Raw genomic sequence first — 16,067 nt, forward strand, 5'->3', positions numbered from 1 at the left:
CTTTGCTAATACATTGTCTAAGGGGAGTCAGGGGCAAATCATGAATTTAGTCTTCCCAGATGATGCTTAAGATGGTTTTATACCGCCTTGTTGGAATACAATACTCATAGAAACTCGTATCTTCATCGTATTGATTCAAATTGAACCACGTAGATTTATCAATCGTTTGGGCTTTTTCTTCCAATTGATATACAAAATCATAGTCGTGTTGTAAATATTCCATTGCGACTGAATCCGAAGGAGGGGCTAGCCTGTTATAATCCCCCATCCATACCTTTAAATGTTCCGATTTCTTCCAATATTTGACTTTGCCATTTTCTATTAGCACAATACATATCGGATGGAGTTGTTCGAATTGTAGGTAGCGGAAAATTGTGGCAGTCAAACTGGTTTTAAACCTTTCAGCCAATTTCTTTATAAGAAGGGGAGAAAACTTCTTGCCTTTTGCTTCTTTAAGGAATAAATTTTCAGGCATTAGAAGTTCACTGGCGAATTCATTTGCTTCCAGTTCTTGCCTCCCGTTTTTCAACGTATTTTCCGTACCTTCAATAATGTTAAAATTTGTGAATGTATCATCGGGAAGCTGCATATTTCTATGCATTAATAGGTGTCCTATCTCGTGGGCTGCAACGAAGCGCTTTCTCTCCCGGAACTGTATCTTTGAATTTACCTTTATAACCGCCTTATTGTTTCCAAACACAATTTTTCCATCACAATTAGAGAGCTCTTCTTCGATAAGTATTGCATCATGCCCAGCAACCACTAATCCGGCGACAAACAGATCCATCTCCAAATCGGTTATCTCATCCAATCCACAGTCGTCCAAAAGTTTGCGGGCTTGTAAGCGCGCATTATTGACGCTTCTCATCGTTCTCCAATTCTTCAATTAGTTGAACAAAGTTCTGATCCTTGATTATTTCGATAATATCCTCTTTGGACAATTTATCGAGATTTCGGTACAAGGCCAAAGAAGCATTACCCTGAATAAATTGTTTGAGCATAGCCACAGGCTTCTCAATATTCGCTTCGATAGCTTGTTGAAATTTACTGACTAATTTCAATAAATTGTCATTCCGTTCCTTCTGTGCCTTTGCCCTTGCCAAAAAAACAAGTTGCTTCTTTTTTTTGTTGTACGCATCGATATCTGATACATCATCTTTCAGCATATCGGCGAGGGCATCCTTGTCCACTTCTTTGTAGAAAGCAATCAGAGCATCGTCAATCCTATTTTTAATATTATTGCTCATATGATACTTTTTGCTTGTTCTCTTATTTTGGGCAATCTTCGTTCCAATCGTTTCACGGTCCTGTAAATCTCCTTTACATCAATGCCGAGATCCTCTGCAATTTCTCTTGGTTTGCAGATACCATCCATCCAATACTCGAACACCATTAATTCGTCATCATCTGCTCCAGCCTGTTGCAATAATTCTGAAACTTGTTGCCTTTCTTCTTTAATATCGTCTTGGTTATCATACGCGTGACTCTCCAAAAGATCCTGCGTTTGCCCAACCAGAGACCCGTTGAAAAAATTGCTGAGTTCACTTCGAAGACTCCCGAACATAAAATCGGTAAACGAACAATTCGCATTTTCCCAATCACGGATACCTTCAATTACCTTTAAAAGTAAATCTCCAACAAAATCAAAAGGCTCTTTTCCTCCCAAATCCTTTAACCCGGCTGACTTCAAACGATTGGTCGCATACGAGGTCAACCTGTCTAACAGGTTGTCCAAGTCAATAGATTGCAATTCGTCATAAAGATTCATCAGCTCTTGTCTATAATAATATGCTAAGATGGGGAAAAAATTTGCCACTCGTAAAAAAAATTCTTGGGCGTGGCAAAAAAATGAAAAACATCAGCATGTATATATAAAGGCTCCCATTAAAAAGGGGACGAAGAAAATTAAAAATTAACAAATAATAAAGACATGGCTAAAAAGAATCAACATGTGGTGCCGAGGGGCGACAATTGGGCAGTCAAAGGCGCCGGAAACGAAAAGGCTACAAAAATTGTAGGAACCCAGAAAGAAGCTATTAAGATAGCACGAGAAATTGCTATCAATCAACAATCAGAAGTTGTTATCCATAGACCGAATGGTACAATCCGGGATAAGGATTCCTACGGCAACGATCCTCACCCTCCCAAAGACACAAAGCATTAGTCGATGAAAGGAAAGGTAAGTTTGGTTATCGGCCTTTTAGGGTTCATCTCCTGCTTTTTCCTGGCAGGGAACGAACCAAAAGGCACAGTGTTTAAGATCTCTTTAGGTCTCGTAGTCGGTGGTATGGTTGAGTTCTGTGTATTCTTGTTGGAGAACCGAAAAAAATGGAGGCTATTTAAGACATTGATTATAAGACGTAATCAATCGGTTAGGGTCACGGTCGCTTATTTGTTTAGAATTGAGATGAATGGCAGATACCTATTAATTAAGAGGCACAAGAATGACAATCCTGGCTACCAACCGGTTGGAGGTGCATACAAATATTTGAAGGAAGAAAACAGGGAATTGTTTGATCGGCTGAGTGTCGAACCCTGTAATCACGTGCCGAGAGACGAGGATACCGAAAACGATTTACGGATTATTGTTAAAAGGAGGAAAAATTTAATTGCTTTCCTGAAATGGTTTGAAAGCAGGAAAAACCGTGAAATGGATCCGACCAGAGAATTCCGTGAAGAGCTGATCGATGCCAACTTATTACCTGATGATATTTTCAGGCACATCAAATACATATTTATCGGGAAACATATCGAAGGCGTATTGAAATCACCGGTATACCCTACCGATGAATTACGATATGCAGACATCTTTGAATTGAGGACGGAAAATGATGCCCAGAAGCAATCTATCAATGCCCTTATAAGAAAAGGCGACGAGGTTTACTTTGCTACGCCAAATGAGATCCGGAAAGGGTTAACCGTAAATGGTGAAAGGATTTTGCCACACACATTTAAAATTTTACCAAAATGATATTATTAGGAAAAAAAGCCACACAAATTGATGATTTGCTCGATAGGATGGCAGAAGAGGTCCAACTGGACAAGACACGGCGTGATCGTATGAAAAGTAGTTACGAGGCCGTGAAAGAGTGGATTGAAGCGGATGAAAAATTCTTCAAGCCATACAAGTATGATGTGTATCCTCATGGGTCTGTTCGAATAATGACAACTGTCAAGCCTATCGGAAGAGAAGAGTTCGATTTGGATATTGCAATACATCTGAAATACGGAACCCCTCATAGTCCTGAAAGGATATACAATGAACTGAGGCGACGATTAAATGAGCATGGATTGTATAGGGATATGTTGGAAGCCAAAAACCGATGTATTCGTTTAAAATATGCAGGAGATTATCACATGGATATTTTGCCAGGGGTTCAGGAAGTTGAATATGATAGAAATCGTATCATGGTTCCTGACCGTGAATTAGGAAGCTGGGTCAGTAGCAATCCGCGAGGTTACGCTGACTGGTTTATAGCGCAATCAAATCTTGTTAAGGAAAGCCTGCTTGAGAAGGCTCTTAGAGCCGAAAATCTGCCTGTTGATGATTTCAGTAAGAAAAAACCATTGCAGCGCGGAGTACAGTTGATTAAGCGCTACCGGGATATATATTTCCAAAAGGATGACAGCTACAAAACATCAAGCGTGATCCTGACGACGATAGCCGGCCAATTTTATCAAGGTGAAGACAGTATTTTTAACACCGTTGATAATATTGTTTCTACGATCCAAAATAGCATTGGGCAGTCTAATGGGAGACTTAAAATACTCAATCCGGTGAATGCAGATGAAGACTTTACCGATAAATGGGATAAGGAGCCTGAATATTACGAAGCATTTAAACGGTTTTCATTTCATTTACATAATGAATGGCAAAAATTGAAGAAGGATAACGGTATCATTGAAGAAAGTAGGATTATGAAAGGCCTGTTTGGTGATGATCTGTTCGTGAAAGCGCAAGGTAGTCAAGCGATAGAGATTGAAAGATCCCGAAAAAGTAATGCACTTGGGGTCGCAACAGGTACTGGGGTATTGACCTCGACCAGCTCACTGGGTAGTATCCCGATTAAGAATAACACTTTTTTCGGCAAATGAGGGCTGGTTACACGTCAAGGATCAGAGAGAAAAAGCTATCTGAACAGATAGCTTACATGAAGACGAAATTTCCGCAATTTGTGACCAAGTTTACCTCTCCAAGCTCTATGAAGGTGGAAGGAGCTCTGCGGCCCAGTACCAGGAGTTGTTTATATGAATTTGTCTTAAAATATAAGCTTTCAGACACGCCAAACATAACCATCGTTTCACCAAAATTGGAACTGAATGCAAATGGAGAAAAGGTGCCTCATTTGTATTCATCTGGGAATCTATGTTTATATAGACCGAAATATAATGAGTTCAAGAAATCGGATTTTTTGGCAGATACGATTATTCCCTGGACGGCCTTGTGGTTATATTACTACGAGCTGTGGCACACAACTGGTGAGTGGCTGGGAGGCGGTGAGCATCCGAATTGAAAGGAAAAAAAAGCAGATTACACCCCGAGTTCTGTTTGCCACACTCGGGAGACAACCATTTGTCGCTCATTAGCTTGCTTTTAAGTAACCTATTTAATAAGTTGAATAAATTCGGAAGCATATTTTTCTGCTAATTCACGACTGTTTTCGACGCTAACAGTCTCCCTATTCCAATTGGCTTTTGTTGTCCAGTTATAAGAACCATGAATAACCGTTTTTAAGTCGATAATACAGAATTTGTGATGCATTATATTTTTATATTTCCCACTTTTTGGAACTCTTTTAGTTTCAAAATATTTTTCAAACTCAAACCCGTATTTTGAGTTTATTTCATCATCTAAGACTACAATGCGGACACTGACCCCTTCAAGTTTTTTGTTATAAATCTCCCTCATAAGGGTTTTGTTGCTGAACCAAGCAACCGCTATCCAGGTTGAGAATTTGACGCTGCGGATTTGCTCGACAATTTGCACTTCAATATCTTCAAAACGAACTTCAACCTCGATGTTATCCGGTAAGTCCGCACCTATTATCTTGTATCTTCCCTCAAATTCATCAAGCCTATAACCATCTTGCTGTAAAAGGAGATTGATTTGCTTCACAGCTTCTTTTATATTCTTATTCGTATCTCGTGCAAAATGTCTTGGATCAAAGACAATTTGCAATAACTGAACTATTTCCTTGCTGCCATTTATCTCGTATAATTTTTCCAAAATATAAGCATTTCGACTTAGGCTTTCAGGCATTCCACCGTCTTGACGCTTATATACATCTTTAAAACTGATACGGTTAAAGAGTTTTAAAATTTCGGGGCTCGTGAGATAGGGGACAGTTGATTATCTCCCGATATAAATTCCTTTATGCTTTCTATTGTTAAGTCTGATAGTTTCATTGATTATAAGGACGAGTTTTGTTCAAGCTAAAATAGTAACTATCCTTCAATAGAATATATAGACAAACTACAAATTCCTTTTATAACCGGATGTAGTGCCACCCACCGCCAAACACTTCCTCTGACCACCACATTCTAACAACGCTTCATTTTCCATGACACCTTTGTCCTCAAGCCCGCAAGGTGCGGGTCAACGATAACAACATAAAGTGTTTAAAACATGGAAAAACAAAGCAAAAAAGTCCTGCTGGCAATGGCAGCTACACTAACCGGCTTCGGTGCACTGGCACAGGGAGGAAACGGGAATGCAGGCATCAACGAAGCCACCCAAATGGTAACCGGATATTTCGATCCTGCCACACAACTCATCTATGCCATCGGTGCGGTGGTCGGTCTGATTGGGGGCGTGAAAGTTTATAACAAATTCAGCAGTGGCGACCCCGACACGAGCAAGACGGCAGCTTCGTGGTTCGGTGCCTGTATCTTCCTGATCGTTGCTGCTACCATCCTCCGTTCCTTCTTCCTGTAATCCCATTACTATATGAACAATTACAACATCAATAAAGGCATCGGAAGAACGGTGGAGTTCAAAGGATTGAAAGCCCAATACCTGTTCCTATTCGCAGGCGGGCTGCTCGGTACGCTTATCCTCGTGATGATCCTGTATATGGCCGGCGTGAACCCTTACGTCTGCCTGTTTCTGGGTGCCGGCGGTGCTTCGCTGATAGTATGGCAGACCTTTTCCCTGAACCGGAAATACGGCGAGCATGGACTGATGAAAATGGCGGCGCAAAAAAGGCATCCCCGTTACATCACCTGCCGCAAGCGGGCACACCGTTATTTAAAAACCACCCCTAAAATCCAAACCGCATGAGGAACGTATCAAAGATTACCACTTTGGAAAACAAGTTTCCATTATTAGCGGTAGAGAACAACTGTATTTTGTCCAAAGATGCAGACCTTACCGCCTGTTTTGAAGTACGGTTGCCGGAACTGTTCACGGTAGCTTCAGCGGAATACGAGGCGATCCATTCGGCGTGGCACAAGGCAATCAAAACCCTCCCGGATTATTCCATCATCCACAAACAGGACTGGTATATCAAAGAAAATTACCAACCTGACCTGTCGGAAGAACACCAAAGTTTTCTTTCCAGAAGCTATCAGCAGCATTTCAATGAACGCCCTTTCCTGAACCATTATTGCTACCTGTTCCTGACCAAGACCACCAAAGAGCGGATGCGGATGCAAAGCAATTTTTCATCGCTTTGCAAAGGTGTTCTCATCCCCAAAGAAATCAGGGATAAAGAAACCGTCCGCCGGTTTATGGAAGCGGTGGCACAGTTTGAGCGGATTGTCAACGACACTGGTTTGGTAACCCTGCAACGCCTTACTGAAGAGGATATTACTGGAACGGAAAATAAGCAGGGACTGCTCGAACAATATCTTACATTATCCAGAGAAGCAGGAACGCCGATGCAGGACATCGCCTTGGGAAGTGAAGAAGTCCGTATAGGGAACAAAAGGCTATGCCTGCATACCTTGTCCGATACAGACGATTTACCCGGTACGGTATCAGCAGATACCCGTTACGAAAAGTTATCCACCGACCGCAGCGATTGCCTGTTATCTTTTGCCGCTCCCGTGGGACTGCTTCTCAACTGTAACCATATTTACAACCAATACCTGTTTTTGGATAACAGCGAAGCCAACCTGCAAAAGTTTGAAAAGTCCGCAAGGAATATGCACTCACTGGCAAGGTACAGCCGTGCCAACCAAATCAACAAGGAATGGATAGAAAAATACCTGAATGAAGCGCATTCGTTCGGCCTGTCTTCCATCAGGGCGCATTTTAATGTGATAGCCTGGTCTGAAGATTCCAACGAGCTTCGCCAATTGAAAAACGATTGCGGCAGCGCCTTGGCTTTGATGGAATGCAAGCCCAGCCACAATACAACGGATGTTGCTACCTTATATTGGGCAGCCATGCCGGGCAATGCGGGCGATTTCCCGGGTGAGGAAAGTTTTTATACGTTTATCGAACCTGCTTTATGCTTCTTCACGGAAGAAACCAATTACCATGATTCGCCCTCCCCTTTCGGCATCAAGATGGCGGACAGGCTAACAGGGAAACCCATCCATCTGGATATTTCAGACCTGCCCATGAAGCAGGGCATCATCACCAACCGGAACAAGTTCATCTTGGGTCCGTCCGGTTCGGGGAAATCGTTTTTCACCAACCACATGGTACGCCAATATTACGAACAGGGTGCGCATGTATTGCTGGTAGATACGGGTAACTCGTATCAAGGCCTATGTGAGCTCATCAAAGGCAAGACCAAAGGCGAAGACGGTGTCTATTTCACTTATACCGAAGACAACCCGATTGCCTTTAATCCCTTTTTTACTGATGACGGCATATTCGACATCGAAAAGCGTGAAAGTATCAAGACTTTGATACTCACGCTTTGGAAACGTGATGATGAACCTCCTACGAGGTCGGAAGAAGTGGCACTTTCCAATGCCGTTTCCGGCTATATCGAACGTATCAAAACGGACGACGTTTACCCCTCATTCAACGGTTTCTATGATTATGTAAAAAACGACTACCGGAAGGTACTGGAAGAAAAAAAAGTGCGGGAAAAAGATTTTGACCTCGCCAATTTCCTCAATGTACTCGAACCTTATTACAAGGGCGGTGAATACGATTACCTGCTCAATTCCGACAAACAGTTAGACCTGCTTTCCAAACGCTTTATAGTCTTTGAAATTGATGCTATCAAAGACCACAAAATTTTGTTTCCCATCGTGACGATTATCATCATGGAAGTCTTTATCAACAAGATGCGCAGGCTCAAAGGTGTGCGTAAGCTGATACTGATTGAAGAAGCGTGGAAGGCGATTGCAAAGGAAGGCATGGCTGAATACATCAAGTACCTTTTCAAGACCGTCCGTAAATTCTTCGGGGAAGCCATCGTGGTTACGCAGGAGGTGGACGATATTATCCGGTCGCCCATCGTCAAGGAAAGTATCATCAATAATTCCGATTGCAAAATCCTGCTTGACCAGCGCAAGTACATGAACAAATTCGATGACATCCAAGCGATGCTGGGATTAACGGAAAAAGAAAAATCCCAGATCCTTTCCATCAATATGAACAATGATCCTTCAAGGCTTTACAAAGAAGTTTGGATTGGACTGGGCGGTACGCATTCCGCTGTATATGCCACAGAGGTATCGCAGGAAGAATATCTCGCTTATACGACGGAAGAAACCGAAAAGGTGGAGGTCATGAAGCTGGCCTCCGGTCTCGACGGGAATATAGAGCAGGCTATCAAACGGATGGCATTGGAACGAAAAGAAAAACAACACAATTATTAATCATTCAAAAAACATGAAAAAATGAAAAAGATGCTATTGCTGGCGTTGATATTATCCGCCACCCTACCCACCAAAGCACAGTTTATCGTAACCGATCCTGCAAATCTGGCTTCGGGTATCCTGAACAGTGCCAACGAGATTGTACAGACTTCCTCCACAGTGTCGAATGTCATCAAGAATTTTAAAGAGGTAAAAAAGCTCTATGAGCAGGGCAAGAAATATTACGACAAGCTGAAAGCCGTCAATAACTTGGTGAAAGATGCCAGAAAAGTACAGCAGATCGTATTGATGGTGGGCGATGTATCAGAAATGTACGTCCACAACTTCGACAAGATGATGAATGACCCCAACTTCACCCCGCAGGAGCTGTCAGCCATCGCCAATGGCTACTCCATGCTGCTCAATGAAAGTACGGTACTCCTGAAAGAGTTGAAGCAGGTAGTTTCTTCTACCGGTCTGTCCATGAATGACAAGGAACGGATGGATGTCATTGAGCGGGTGTATAAGGAGGTAAAGGACTACCACAACCTGGTTCGCTATTATACTTATAAAAACATCTCCGTGAGTATCCTGCGAGCCAAAAAAAAGCATAATACGGAACGGGTACTGGAACTCTACGGAACGGATGAACAAAAATACTGGTAGCGGTTATGGAATGGACTAACCTTCACGAGCTCCTGCGTTCGCTCTACGATGAGATGCTGCCCTTATCCGCCAACATGGCGGCTGTAGCCAAGGGTATCGCCGGTCTGGGCGCATTGTTTTATGTCGCATTGAAAGTATGGCAAGCGTTGAGCCGGGCAGAGCCCATAGATGTATTTCCGCTTTTGAGACCTTTTGCCATCGGGATTTGCATCCTGTTTTTCCCCACCATCGTACTGGGAACCATCAATGCGGTGTTGAGCCCGGTAGTGAAAGGCACCCATGCCATGCTGGACAATCAGGTATTGGATCTCAACCGGTTGCAGGAGCAGAAAGATTTATTAGACAAGGAAGCCATGCTCCGTAATCCCGAAACCGCCTACCTCGTAAGCGATGCCGAATTTGATAAAAAACTGGAAGAATTGGGTTGGACACCTTCTGACATGATTGCCATGTCCGGCATGTATATGGAAAGAGGAATGTATGACTTAAAGAAGGATATCAGGGACTGGTTCCGGGAACTGCTCGAAGTACTGTTTCAGGCAGCGGCACTGGTTATTGATACCATCCGTACTTTTTTTCTCATCGTCCTTTCCATACTCGGCCCCATAGCTTTTGCCATTTCCGTCTGGGATGGCTTCCAGTCCACGCTGACGCAATGGCTCACCCGGTACATCAGCGTGTATTTATGGTTGCCTATATCCGATATGTTCAGTTCCATATTATCGAAAATACAATCGTTGATACTGGAACGGGATATAGCGAAACTGGCGGACCCCACCTATATCCCCGATACTTCCAACACCGTGTATATCATCTTCATGGTAATCGGCATCGTGGGGTATTTCACCATTCCCACGGTAGCAGGCTGGGTGATACAGGCGGGAGGCGCAGGGAATTTCATGCGCAATGTAAATACCACGGCTACAAAAACAGGGAACATCGCCGGTGCCGGGACAGGTTCCGCTACGGGCAATATCACCGGCAGACTTTTAAAATAACCGCTTTAAATCATTCACAAAATGGAATTTAAAACACTCAGGAATATAGAAAACAGTTTTAATCAGATACGCCTGTATGCTATTGTATTTGCAGTGCTTTGCATCAACGTGGCAGGGTTTAGCATATGGAAAGCCTATCGGTTCGCAGAGCAACAACGGGAAAAAATCTATGTGCTGGACAAGGGTAAATCATTGATGCTGGCCTTATCGCAGGATGCCAGCATCAACCGCCCCGTGGAAGCCAGAGAGCATGTACGCCGTTTCCATGAACTGTTCTTCACACTGGCTCCCGATAAACGGGCCATCGAAAGCAACATGGAACGGGCTTTTAACCTTGCCGACAAATCGGCATTCGATTACTACAAAGACCTTTCTGAAAAAGGGTATTACAACCGGATCATTTCAGGGAACGTGCAGCAGCGTATCGAGGTGGACAGCGTGGTCTGCAATTTCGATACCTACCCTTATGCCGTCAGGACTTATGCCAAACAGTTTATCATCCGCCCCAGCAATATAACCCGGCGGAGCCTCATTACTTCATGCCGGTTGCTGAACTCGGTCAAGTCCGACAATAACCCGCAGGGCTTTAATATCGAAAAATTCACTGTAGTGGAAAACAGGGATATGGAAGTCATAGATCGCTAAAACCAAAAATCATGAAATTATTATCAGAGCTGAACACATTTACGAGCCTACTTACCGGAAAAGGTTATACCGGCTATTTCCATACACAGGGTGCTTACGCCGGAAAACTAAAGGAGAGCATCCTGGAGTATCTCGAAAACTGCCGGAACGGCAAGGAGCAGCTGCCCGAATCGGGGCTACTGGTTTCGGGCTACCTGCAATGGACGGGTGAAGACCAGCCACGGGTGGAATGCAGCTTATGGATAAAATACCTCAACGGTAAATTCTTCCTCAATCGAATGGAAGTCATCAGGAAAGACCGCTTCGGGCAGTTGCTGAAAAAAATGGATTTGAAAAAAAATCTTTCCGTGGCCACCGTTCCCGGAGCAAAGGAAGCCATCGCTATGGTCACGGATACACCGGAGCAAAAAGCGGGTCAACGGATTAAACGTTCCATGCACTAAATGAGATAACAACCAAGACATGAAAAAATTACAAGACAAAATCGACCGGTTAATGGACCGGCTGGACGAACGCTGGCGGGCATTGCCCCGCAGGAAACAGCGCCGCTACACGATATGCCTTTTTGCCGGCTATCTCTTATTGACCGCAGGGGTTATCGCAAAACTCCGGTACGATACAGGAAAGCCTGGAAACATATTGCAGCCGGAGCATATCGTAAGCCCCATAAACCCTATAAACCCTATCCTCCAAAAAAATGAAAAACCTGCAAGCTTGCAGGATACGTCAATAACCATTTTAAAAGACAAGACACATGAAAGCGAATGAGCATAAAAAACCGGTTATCCGGGTGACGGAAGGCAGCCGGGAAGAAACCGATGAAGTATCAGCTATGGGGAGCCGGACCGAAAAACTAAAGAAGCCTCTCATTTTTGCCCTTATGGGTGTGGTGTTCCTCGGCTGCATGTATTTGATTTTCAAACCATCCCCAAATGGGAATGATGCAGCGGATGCCGGACTGAACGACACCATCCCCCAAGCTACGGGAGATGGGATGATTGCCGATAAAGGCGAGGCCTATGAACAGGCCATGCTCCAACGGAAACAACAGGAAAAGCACCATGCGCTGATGTCCCTGTCCGATTATTGGGATATGGATCGGGACACATCAGCGGAACAGAAAGTACCTGTACAACAGGAGGCGGAACGTTCCGGAATAGAAAATAGCTACGGAAGTAGTGCAGGTAACAGCAATCCTGCTTTGCACAGCTACCGTAATGCCCAAACGGCACTGACTTCTTTCTATGATAACAACGATTATGAAACACAGGAACTGAAAAGGCAAGTTGAGGAACTGAAAGAACAGTTGGCTGAAAAGGATGTGTCCCCGAACACCACCGTTCAAGACCAACTGGATCTGATGGAAAAATCATATCAGATGGCAGCAAAATACCTTCCTGCAAATAACCCCGCGGAAATAGCAGAGGTAGCACCTCCGGAAACTATGGCCTCCAAAACACAGGGAGTTAGCCAAAAACAGCATGTTGTTGCATTCACGCCTGCAAGAAAAAACCCCGTTTCCTCCCTGTACCGGGAGCCTACGGACAGTGCTTTTTTAGCGGATTGGGGCGAAACCCGGAACCATGGATTTTATACTGCCGGTATTTCCAAACAAACTGCACATCCCAAAAACAGCATCCGGGCCTGTGTGCATGAAACGCTGACAGTAAACGGTGAAACGGATATAAGGTTGCGGTTATTGGAGGCTGCCCGTACAGCCAGCCACACCATCCCGGCAGGAACGGTATTAACTGCCCATACCAAATTCCTGGGTAGCCGTTTACAGTTACAAATCACTTCTGTAGAACTGGAAGGCAATATCATTCCGGTTGACATCTCAGCATACGATATGGACGGGCAGCAAGGTCTGTTTGTACCGCTTTCCCCCGAAGCGGATGCTTTAACTGAAATGGCAGGCAATATGGGGCAGGCATCCGGTACCGGTCTCATGCTTACCCAATCGGCAGGGCAGCAGGTTGCGGCGGACCTGAGCCGTGGTATCATCCAGGGGATATCGGGTTATTTCTCCAAGAAGGTAAGAACGCCCAAGGTAACCGTCAAAGCCGGGCACAGACTGTTCCTGGTTTCAAAAAATTAATTGTTCAACACTAAAAATCAGTAAATAAAATGAAAACAATATATAAAAGCCTTTGGATAATGGCCGGCTTGGTTGGCTTCAGCATCCATATGGATGCACAGCAAATGGCCTCCGGCACCCATAGGTTAAGCAAGGGTAAGGTAGAACCTTACAAGATGGAGGTAACCTACAACAAAACTTCCCATTTGATTTTTCCCTCCGCTATCCGTTATGTCGATCTGGGAAGCGGATACCTGATTGCAGGCAAGGCGGAAGATGCGGAAAACGTCCTGCGTGTAAAAGCTACCGTCAAGGGTTTTGAAGAAGAAACGAATTTTTCGGTCATTACAGCTGAGGGGCGTTTCTACAGCTTCAATGTTTCTTACAGTACTGCACCCGCTACCTTAAATTATGATCTGCTCACCATGCAGAAAGCTTTGAACCGGAATAAGGGGAACCGGGTATTGCTTGAAGAAATGGGTGGCGACCCGCCCTTGCTGGCCGGGCAAATCATGGAAACGATTTATACAAAAAATAAAAGGATACTGAGGCATATCGGCTCAAGGAGCTATGGCATCCGGCTTTCATTAAAGGCTATTTATGTCCATAACGGCAAATTCTTTCTCCATACGGAACTAAAAAACAAAAGCAATGTGCCGTTCAACATCGACTTTGTGAATTTCAACATAGCGGACAAAAAAGTTGCCAAACGTACCGTCCATCAGGAAAGGCAATTGAAGCCGCTGCGCATATATAAGCCATTGGGCGAAATAGCAGGCCATACGACCGGCCGAAACGTATTCCTGCTTGACCGGTTTACCATCACGGATGATAAGGTGCTGGTGATTACAGTCTTTGAAAAGAACGGTGGCCGGCAGCAGGTGTTAAGGGTGGAAAATACCGACCTCGTACATGCAAAGCCCATCCGTGATATGCACCTTAAAATTCATTAACCCAAACTGAACATACAGATGAAAAAATACATTTTCGCTATGGCATTGGCCATATCAAGCATGGCAACGGCACAGGCACAACGCATGATACCCGGGCAAAAAGGGTTGGAAATAGGTACAGGGATATTATCCAAAGAATTCAGAGACCATTACTATCTGAACATGGCTCTGACCATCAATGGAAAGAACGGAAATTACCGGATAGGCGGATTGGAATACAGCTACCGGTTGGCACACTACAAGGATTTGCGGATTCCTATGGAAACCTATACCGGCGAGGTGGGTTACAGTTTTCTGCTCTGGGGTGATTACAGAAGGACTATCGCCTTATATGCCGGGCTTACAGCTGTTGCGGGTTACGAATCCATTAATCGCGGCAAAAACCTTCTCAGTGACGGGGCAAGGATACTGGATGAAAACAGCTTTATCTATGGGGCCGGTGGCCGCCTGTCCCTGGAAACATATATTTCCGACCGCTTTGTCTTCCTGCTGCAAGGCCGCAGCAAAATATTTTGGGGTACGGATTTGAAACAGTTGCGTCCATCTGCGGGCGTGGGTTTAAGGTTTAACTTTTAAAAATAAATGATTATGAAACGAGTATGGATTAACAACAGCATTTTTTTATGGGCATGGATTTTTGCCATTGTCATCACCCTATCCTCCTGTGGTAAGCAGGAATTGGACATACAGCAAAACTTCCCCTTTGAGGTGAAGCTGATGCCGATTCCCCCCGCAATTGCCAAAGGGCATTCCATTGAGATAAGGGCTACGATCCTGCCTTCAGGCAATTATGCCGGTACCGAATATTTCATCCGTTATTTTCAATACAGCGGCACGGGGATGCTGCGGAGCACTACCAGCTCATGGTACCGCCCCAATGACCGCTACCCTTTACCCTCGAGGCAGTTCAGGCTGTATTATATCTCATTGGAAGCCACATCCCATGCATTCGATGTTTGGATTTCAGACAATTTCGGCAATGAGCAGCAGCTGAGCTTTGAATTCAATAACCAAGACTGATTTTTTTTTAACCCTTATTTACTAATAAAAACGACAGAGAAAAATGAAGAAGCATGTAATGACATGGGCACTGTTTGCCACGATGATGGCAGGGTGCGGCGAGCAGATGGAAGTACCGACCGATTCCACACCTCAGCAAGGAGTGGATAAACCGGTAATGGTGGATCGGGTATGGAACGGCAGAATGAATCCATACGATTCCTCGGGCATAAGGCACAATCTGGTATTGGAATCTCTAAGAAACCATCAGCAATCAACGGGTGACACGACCAAAGCCGGCATAAAAGAGTTCCTGACCCGTGAATTTCAGGAACGGGTTGGGCGGATGCCCGAAATTGATTTGGATAAGGTTGATAGGATGTACCGGCAGATACGGAAAATCGGGTTATCAAAGTTTCTATCCGGGACTGATTTAAACGACGAGGTAAAAGCCTATTTCATCCGGTTGGAGGATATTACAAAATCCACTACAAGCGAAGCCTTGTTCCCTTCCTTTTTGGCTGAGGTAACCGAATTAGAGCGGCAGGTGATGGAAAGCGGTCTGCCACAACATGATAAGGAGGCCGTTTTAAGAATCAGTTCCATAGCTTACCATTCCGGGTTATTCTGGAAGGAAGTCCATGATCTTGATACATGGACGCATCCGTCTCCCGATGCTGCATTGAGGTGGTGGCAATGGCCGATTGTCCTTCATGCCGATTTTGTAGGCGGGGTGCTGGGACTGGTTTTAGGCGGGGATTTACACGACATGGAAAACGCCGCCTACTGGATGAGTGGTGGTGCCGAAGGTGTATTGGGTTCCTGAAAAGCAAAAAACAATCCATTGAATAAGTAAGGGCGCTCACGTCACAGCGGGCGCCCCCTTATTGGAGATAAACATACCAATGCCTTAATGCCGGTAAGTATAATGACCTGCACCTCCTCATTGCAGATTCCGCTAAAAAA

General features: G+C 44.4%; 21 protein-coding genes. 17 read left to right on the plus strand and 4 right to left on the minus strand.

Translation table 11 applies throughout. The annotated features are described in order from the left end of the window. Positions 1–46: 46 nt before the first annotated feature. Genes U9S71_RS11500 through U9S71_RS11510 form a run of 3 tightly spaced genes read right to left on the minus strand, consistent with a single transcriptional unit; the run spans position 47 to position 1,768 of the window. Positions 47–868, minus strand: a complete 822-nt coding sequence (locus U9S71_RS11500) for an ImmA/IrrE family metallo-endopeptidase (RefSeq protein ID WP_326327615.1) — start codon at positions 866–868, stop codon at positions 47–49. Then, positions 852–1,247, minus strand: coding sequence for a hypothetical protein (locus tag U9S71_RS11505; protein WP_015266969.1), 396 nt, complete (start codon positions 1,245–1,247; stop codon positions 852–854). Before U9S71_RS11505 ends, U9S71_RS11500 begins: the two co-directional genes overlap by 17 nt. After that, a complete protein-coding gene (locus U9S71_RS11510) occupies positions 1,244–1,768 on the minus strand; it encodes a sigma-70 RNA polymerase sigma factor region 4 domain-containing protein (RefSeq protein WP_326327619.1) in 525 nt (174 codons plus the stop codon). The genes U9S71_RS11505 and U9S71_RS11510 overlap by 4 nt, the downstream gene beginning before the upstream one ends. 162 nt (positions 1,769–1,930) lie before the next feature. On the opposite strand from U9S71_RS11510, the gene U9S71_RS11515 reads away from it, so the two are divergent. Genes U9S71_RS11515 through U9S71_RS11530 form a run of 4 tightly spaced genes read left to right on the plus strand, consistent with a single transcriptional unit; the run spans position 1,931 to position 4,514 of the window. Continuing rightward, positions 1,931–2,164 carry a DUF2188 domain-containing protein gene (locus U9S71_RS11515; RefSeq protein WP_015266967.1) on the plus strand — a complete coding sequence of 78 codons (234 nt, stop codon included), beginning with the start codon at positions 1,931–1,933 and terminating at the stop codon, positions 2,162–2,164. A gap of 3 nt (positions 2,165–2,167) precedes the next feature. Continuing rightward, positions 2,168–2,971: an SMODS-associated NUDIX domain-containing protein gene (locus U9S71_RS11520; protein ID WP_326327620.1), complete on the plus strand. Its 804-nt coding sequence runs from the start codon at positions 2,168–2,170 to the stop codon at positions 2,969–2,971. Next, entirely contained in the window at positions 2,968–4,095 is a 1,128-nt protein-coding gene (locus U9S71_RS11525; RefSeq protein WP_326327622.1) for a nucleotidyltransferase domain-containing protein, read from the plus strand. Before U9S71_RS11520 ends, U9S71_RS11525 begins: the two co-directional genes overlap by 4 nt. Positions 4,096–4,151: 56 nt before the next feature. Then, complete coding sequence (locus U9S71_RS11530; protein WP_326327623.1) at positions 4,152–4,514, plus strand: type II CBASS E2 protein; 363 nt, start codon at positions 4,152–4,154, stop codon at positions 4,512–4,514. A gap of 89 nt (positions 4,515–4,603) precedes the next feature. On the opposite strand, the gene U9S71_RS11535 is transcribed toward U9S71_RS11530, so the two are convergent. Then, the gene (locus tag U9S71_RS11535) at positions 4,604–5,260 is read right to left on the minus strand and encodes a phospholipase D-like domain-containing protein (protein WP_326327624.1); all 657 of its coding nucleotides are present in this window, start codon (positions 5,258–5,260) and stop codon (positions 4,604–4,606) included. Between the two features lie 366 nt (positions 5,261–5,626). On the opposite strand from U9S71_RS11535, the gene U9S71_RS11540 reads away from it, so the two are divergent. Genes U9S71_RS11540 through U9S71_RS11600 form a run of 13 tightly spaced genes read left to right on the plus strand, consistent with a single transcriptional unit; the run spans position 5,627 to position 15,927 of the window. After that, a complete protein-coding gene (locus U9S71_RS11540) occupies positions 5,627–5,935 on the plus strand; it encodes a DUF4134 domain-containing protein (RefSeq protein WP_326327626.1) in 309 nt (102 codons plus the stop codon). 12 nt (positions 5,936–5,947) lie between these two features. Then, positions 5,948–6,280 (plus strand): DUF4133 domain-containing protein, encoded by a 333-nt coding sequence (locus U9S71_RS11545; protein WP_326327628.1) that lies wholly within the window; start codon positions 5,948–5,950, stop codon positions 6,278–6,280. Continuing rightward, the gene (locus U9S71_RS11550) at positions 6,277–8,784 is read left to right on the plus strand and encodes a TraG family conjugative transposon ATPase (protein ID WP_326327630.1); all 2,508 of its coding nucleotides are present in this window, start codon (positions 6,277–6,279) and stop codon (positions 8,782–8,784) included. The genes U9S71_RS11545 and U9S71_RS11550 overlap by 4 nt, the downstream gene beginning before the upstream one ends. Positions 8,785–8,805: 21 nt before the next feature. Next, positions 8,806–9,429 (plus strand): DUF4141 domain-containing protein, encoded by a 624-nt coding sequence (locus tag U9S71_RS11555; RefSeq protein WP_326327631.1) that lies wholly within the window; start codon positions 8,806–8,808, stop codon positions 9,427–9,429. A gap of 5 nt (positions 9,430–9,434) precedes the next feature. After that, positions 9,435–10,427 (plus strand): conjugative transposon protein TraJ, encoded by a 993-nt coding sequence (traJ, locus tag U9S71_RS11560; protein ID WP_326327632.1) that lies wholly within the window; start codon positions 9,435–9,437, stop codon positions 10,425–10,427. 21 nt (positions 10,428–10,448) lie between these two features. After that, on the plus strand, positions 10,449–11,072 hold the full coding sequence (gene traK, locus U9S71_RS11565; protein ID WP_326327633.1) for a conjugative transposon protein TraK: 624 nt from the start codon (positions 10,449–10,451) through the stop codon (positions 11,070–11,072). 11 nt (positions 11,073–11,083) lie between these two features. Then, entirely contained in the window at positions 11,084–11,515 is a 432-nt protein-coding gene (locus U9S71_RS11570; protein WP_326327634.1) for a hypothetical protein, read from the plus strand. Between the two features lie 19 nt (positions 11,516–11,534). Further along, positions 11,535–11,840 (plus strand): nitrogen regulatory IIA protein, encoded by a 306-nt coding sequence (locus U9S71_RS11575; protein WP_326327635.1) that lies wholly within the window; start codon positions 11,535–11,537, stop codon positions 11,838–11,840. Next, complete coding sequence (traM, locus tag U9S71_RS11580) at positions 11,827–13,170, plus strand: conjugative transposon protein TraM (protein ID WP_326327636.1); 1,344 nt, start codon at positions 11,827–11,829, stop codon at positions 13,168–13,170. Before U9S71_RS11575 ends, traM begins: the two co-directional genes overlap by 14 nt. A gap of 29 nt (positions 13,171–13,199) precedes the next feature. After that, positions 13,200–14,102 carry a conjugative transposon protein TraN gene (gene traN, locus U9S71_RS11585; RefSeq protein ID WP_326327637.1) on the plus strand — a complete coding sequence of 301 codons (903 nt, stop codon included), beginning with the start codon at positions 13,200–13,202 and terminating at the stop codon, positions 14,100–14,102. An 18-nt stretch (positions 14,103–14,120) separates the two neighbouring features. Continuing rightward, complete coding sequence (locus U9S71_RS11590) at positions 14,121–14,678, plus strand: conjugal transfer protein TraO (protein ID WP_326327638.1); 558 nt, start codon at positions 14,121–14,123, stop codon at positions 14,676–14,678. 12 nt (positions 14,679–14,690) lie between these two features. Next, positions 14,691–15,122 carry a DUF3872 domain-containing protein gene (locus tag U9S71_RS11595; protein WP_326327639.1) on the plus strand — a complete coding sequence of 144 codons (432 nt, stop codon included), beginning with the start codon at positions 14,691–14,693 and terminating at the stop codon, positions 15,120–15,122. A 43-nt stretch (positions 15,123–15,165) separates the two neighbouring features. Further along, positions 15,166–15,927, plus strand: a complete 762-nt coding sequence (locus tag U9S71_RS11600; RefSeq protein ID WP_326327641.1) for a hypothetical protein — start codon at positions 15,166–15,168, stop codon at positions 15,925–15,927. The last annotated feature ends 140 nt before the right edge of the window (positions 15,928–16,067 follow it).

The sequence above is a fragment of the Parapedobacter flavus genome (assembly GCF_035818675.1).
In the GTDB taxonomy this organism is placed as follows: Bacteria; Bacteroidota; Bacteroidia; order Sphingobacteriales; family Sphingobacteriaceae; genus Parapedobacter; species Parapedobacter flavus.

Coding starts and splice junctions, on each gene's coding strand:
- U9S71_RS11555 (WP_326327631.1), top strand. CDS start 8,806: ATGAAAAAGATGCTATTGCTGGCGTTGATATTATCCGCCACCCTACCC.
- U9S71_RS11590 (WP_326327638.1), top strand. CDS start 14,121: ATGAAAAAATACATTTTCGCTATGGCATTGGCCATATCAAGCATGGCA.
- U9S71_RS11505 (WP_015266969.1), bottom strand. CDS start 1,247: ATGAGCAATAATATTAAAAATAGGATTGACGATGCTCTGATTGCTTTC.
- U9S71_RS11530 (WP_326327623.1), top strand. CDS start 4,152: ATGAAGACGAAATTTCCGCAATTTGTGACCAAGTTTACCTCTCCAAGC.
- U9S71_RS11540 (WP_326327626.1), top strand. CDS start 5,627: ATGGAAAAACAAAGCAAAAAAGTCCTGCTGGCAATGGCAGCTACACTA.
- U9S71_RS11550 (WP_326327630.1), top strand. CDS start 6,277: ATGAGGAACGTATCAAAGATTACCACTTTGGAAAACAAGTTTCCATTA.
- U9S71_RS11600 (WP_326327641.1), top strand. CDS start 15,166: ATGAAGAAGCATGTAATGACATGGGCACTGTTTGCCACGATGATGGCA.
- U9S71_RS11545 (WP_326327628.1), top strand. CDS start 5,948: ATGAACAATTACAACATCAATAAAGGCATCGGAAGAACGGTGGAGTTC.
- U9S71_RS11595 (WP_326327639.1), top strand. CDS start 14,691: ATGAAACGAGTATGGATTAACAACAGCATTTTTTTATGGGCATGGATT.
- U9S71_RS11535 (WP_326327624.1), bottom strand. CDS start 5,260: ATGCCTGAAAGCCTAAGTCGAAATGCTTATATTTTGGAAAAATTATAC.
- U9S71_RS11510 (WP_326327619.1), bottom strand. CDS start 1,768: ATGAATCTTTATGACGAATTGCAATCTATTGACTTGGACAACCTGTTA.
- U9S71_RS11500 (WP_326327615.1), bottom strand. CDS start 868: ATGAGAAGCGTCAATAATGCGCGCTTACAAGCCCGCAAACTTTTGGAC.
- U9S71_RS11575 (WP_326327635.1), top strand. CDS start 11,535: ATGAAAAAATTACAAGACAAAATCGACCGGTTAATGGACCGGCTGGAC.
- traK (WP_326327633.1), top strand. CDS start 10,449: ATGGAATTTAAAACACTCAGGAATATAGAAAACAGTTTTAATCAGATA.
- U9S71_RS11520 (WP_326327620.1), top strand. CDS start 2,168: ATGAAAGGAAAGGTAAGTTTGGTTATCGGCCTTTTAGGGTTCATCTCC.
- U9S71_RS11515 (WP_015266967.1), top strand. CDS start 1,931: ATGGCTAAAAAGAATCAACATGTGGTGCCGAGGGGCGACAATTGGGCA.
- traN (WP_326327637.1), top strand. CDS start 13,200: ATGAAAACAATATATAAAAGCCTTTGGATAATGGCCGGCTTGGTTGGC.
- U9S71_RS11570 (WP_326327634.1), top strand. CDS start 11,084: ATGAAATTATTATCAGAGCTGAACACATTTACGAGCCTACTTACCGGA.
- traJ (WP_326327632.1), top strand. CDS start 9,435: ATGGAATGGACTAACCTTCACGAGCTCCTGCGTTCGCTCTACGATGAG.
- U9S71_RS11525 (WP_326327622.1), top strand. CDS start 2,968: ATGATATTATTAGGAAAAAAAGCCACACAAATTGATGATTTGCTCGAT.
- traM (WP_326327636.1), top strand. CDS start 11,827: ATGAAAGCGAATGAGCATAAAAAACCGGTTATCCGGGTGACGGAAGGC.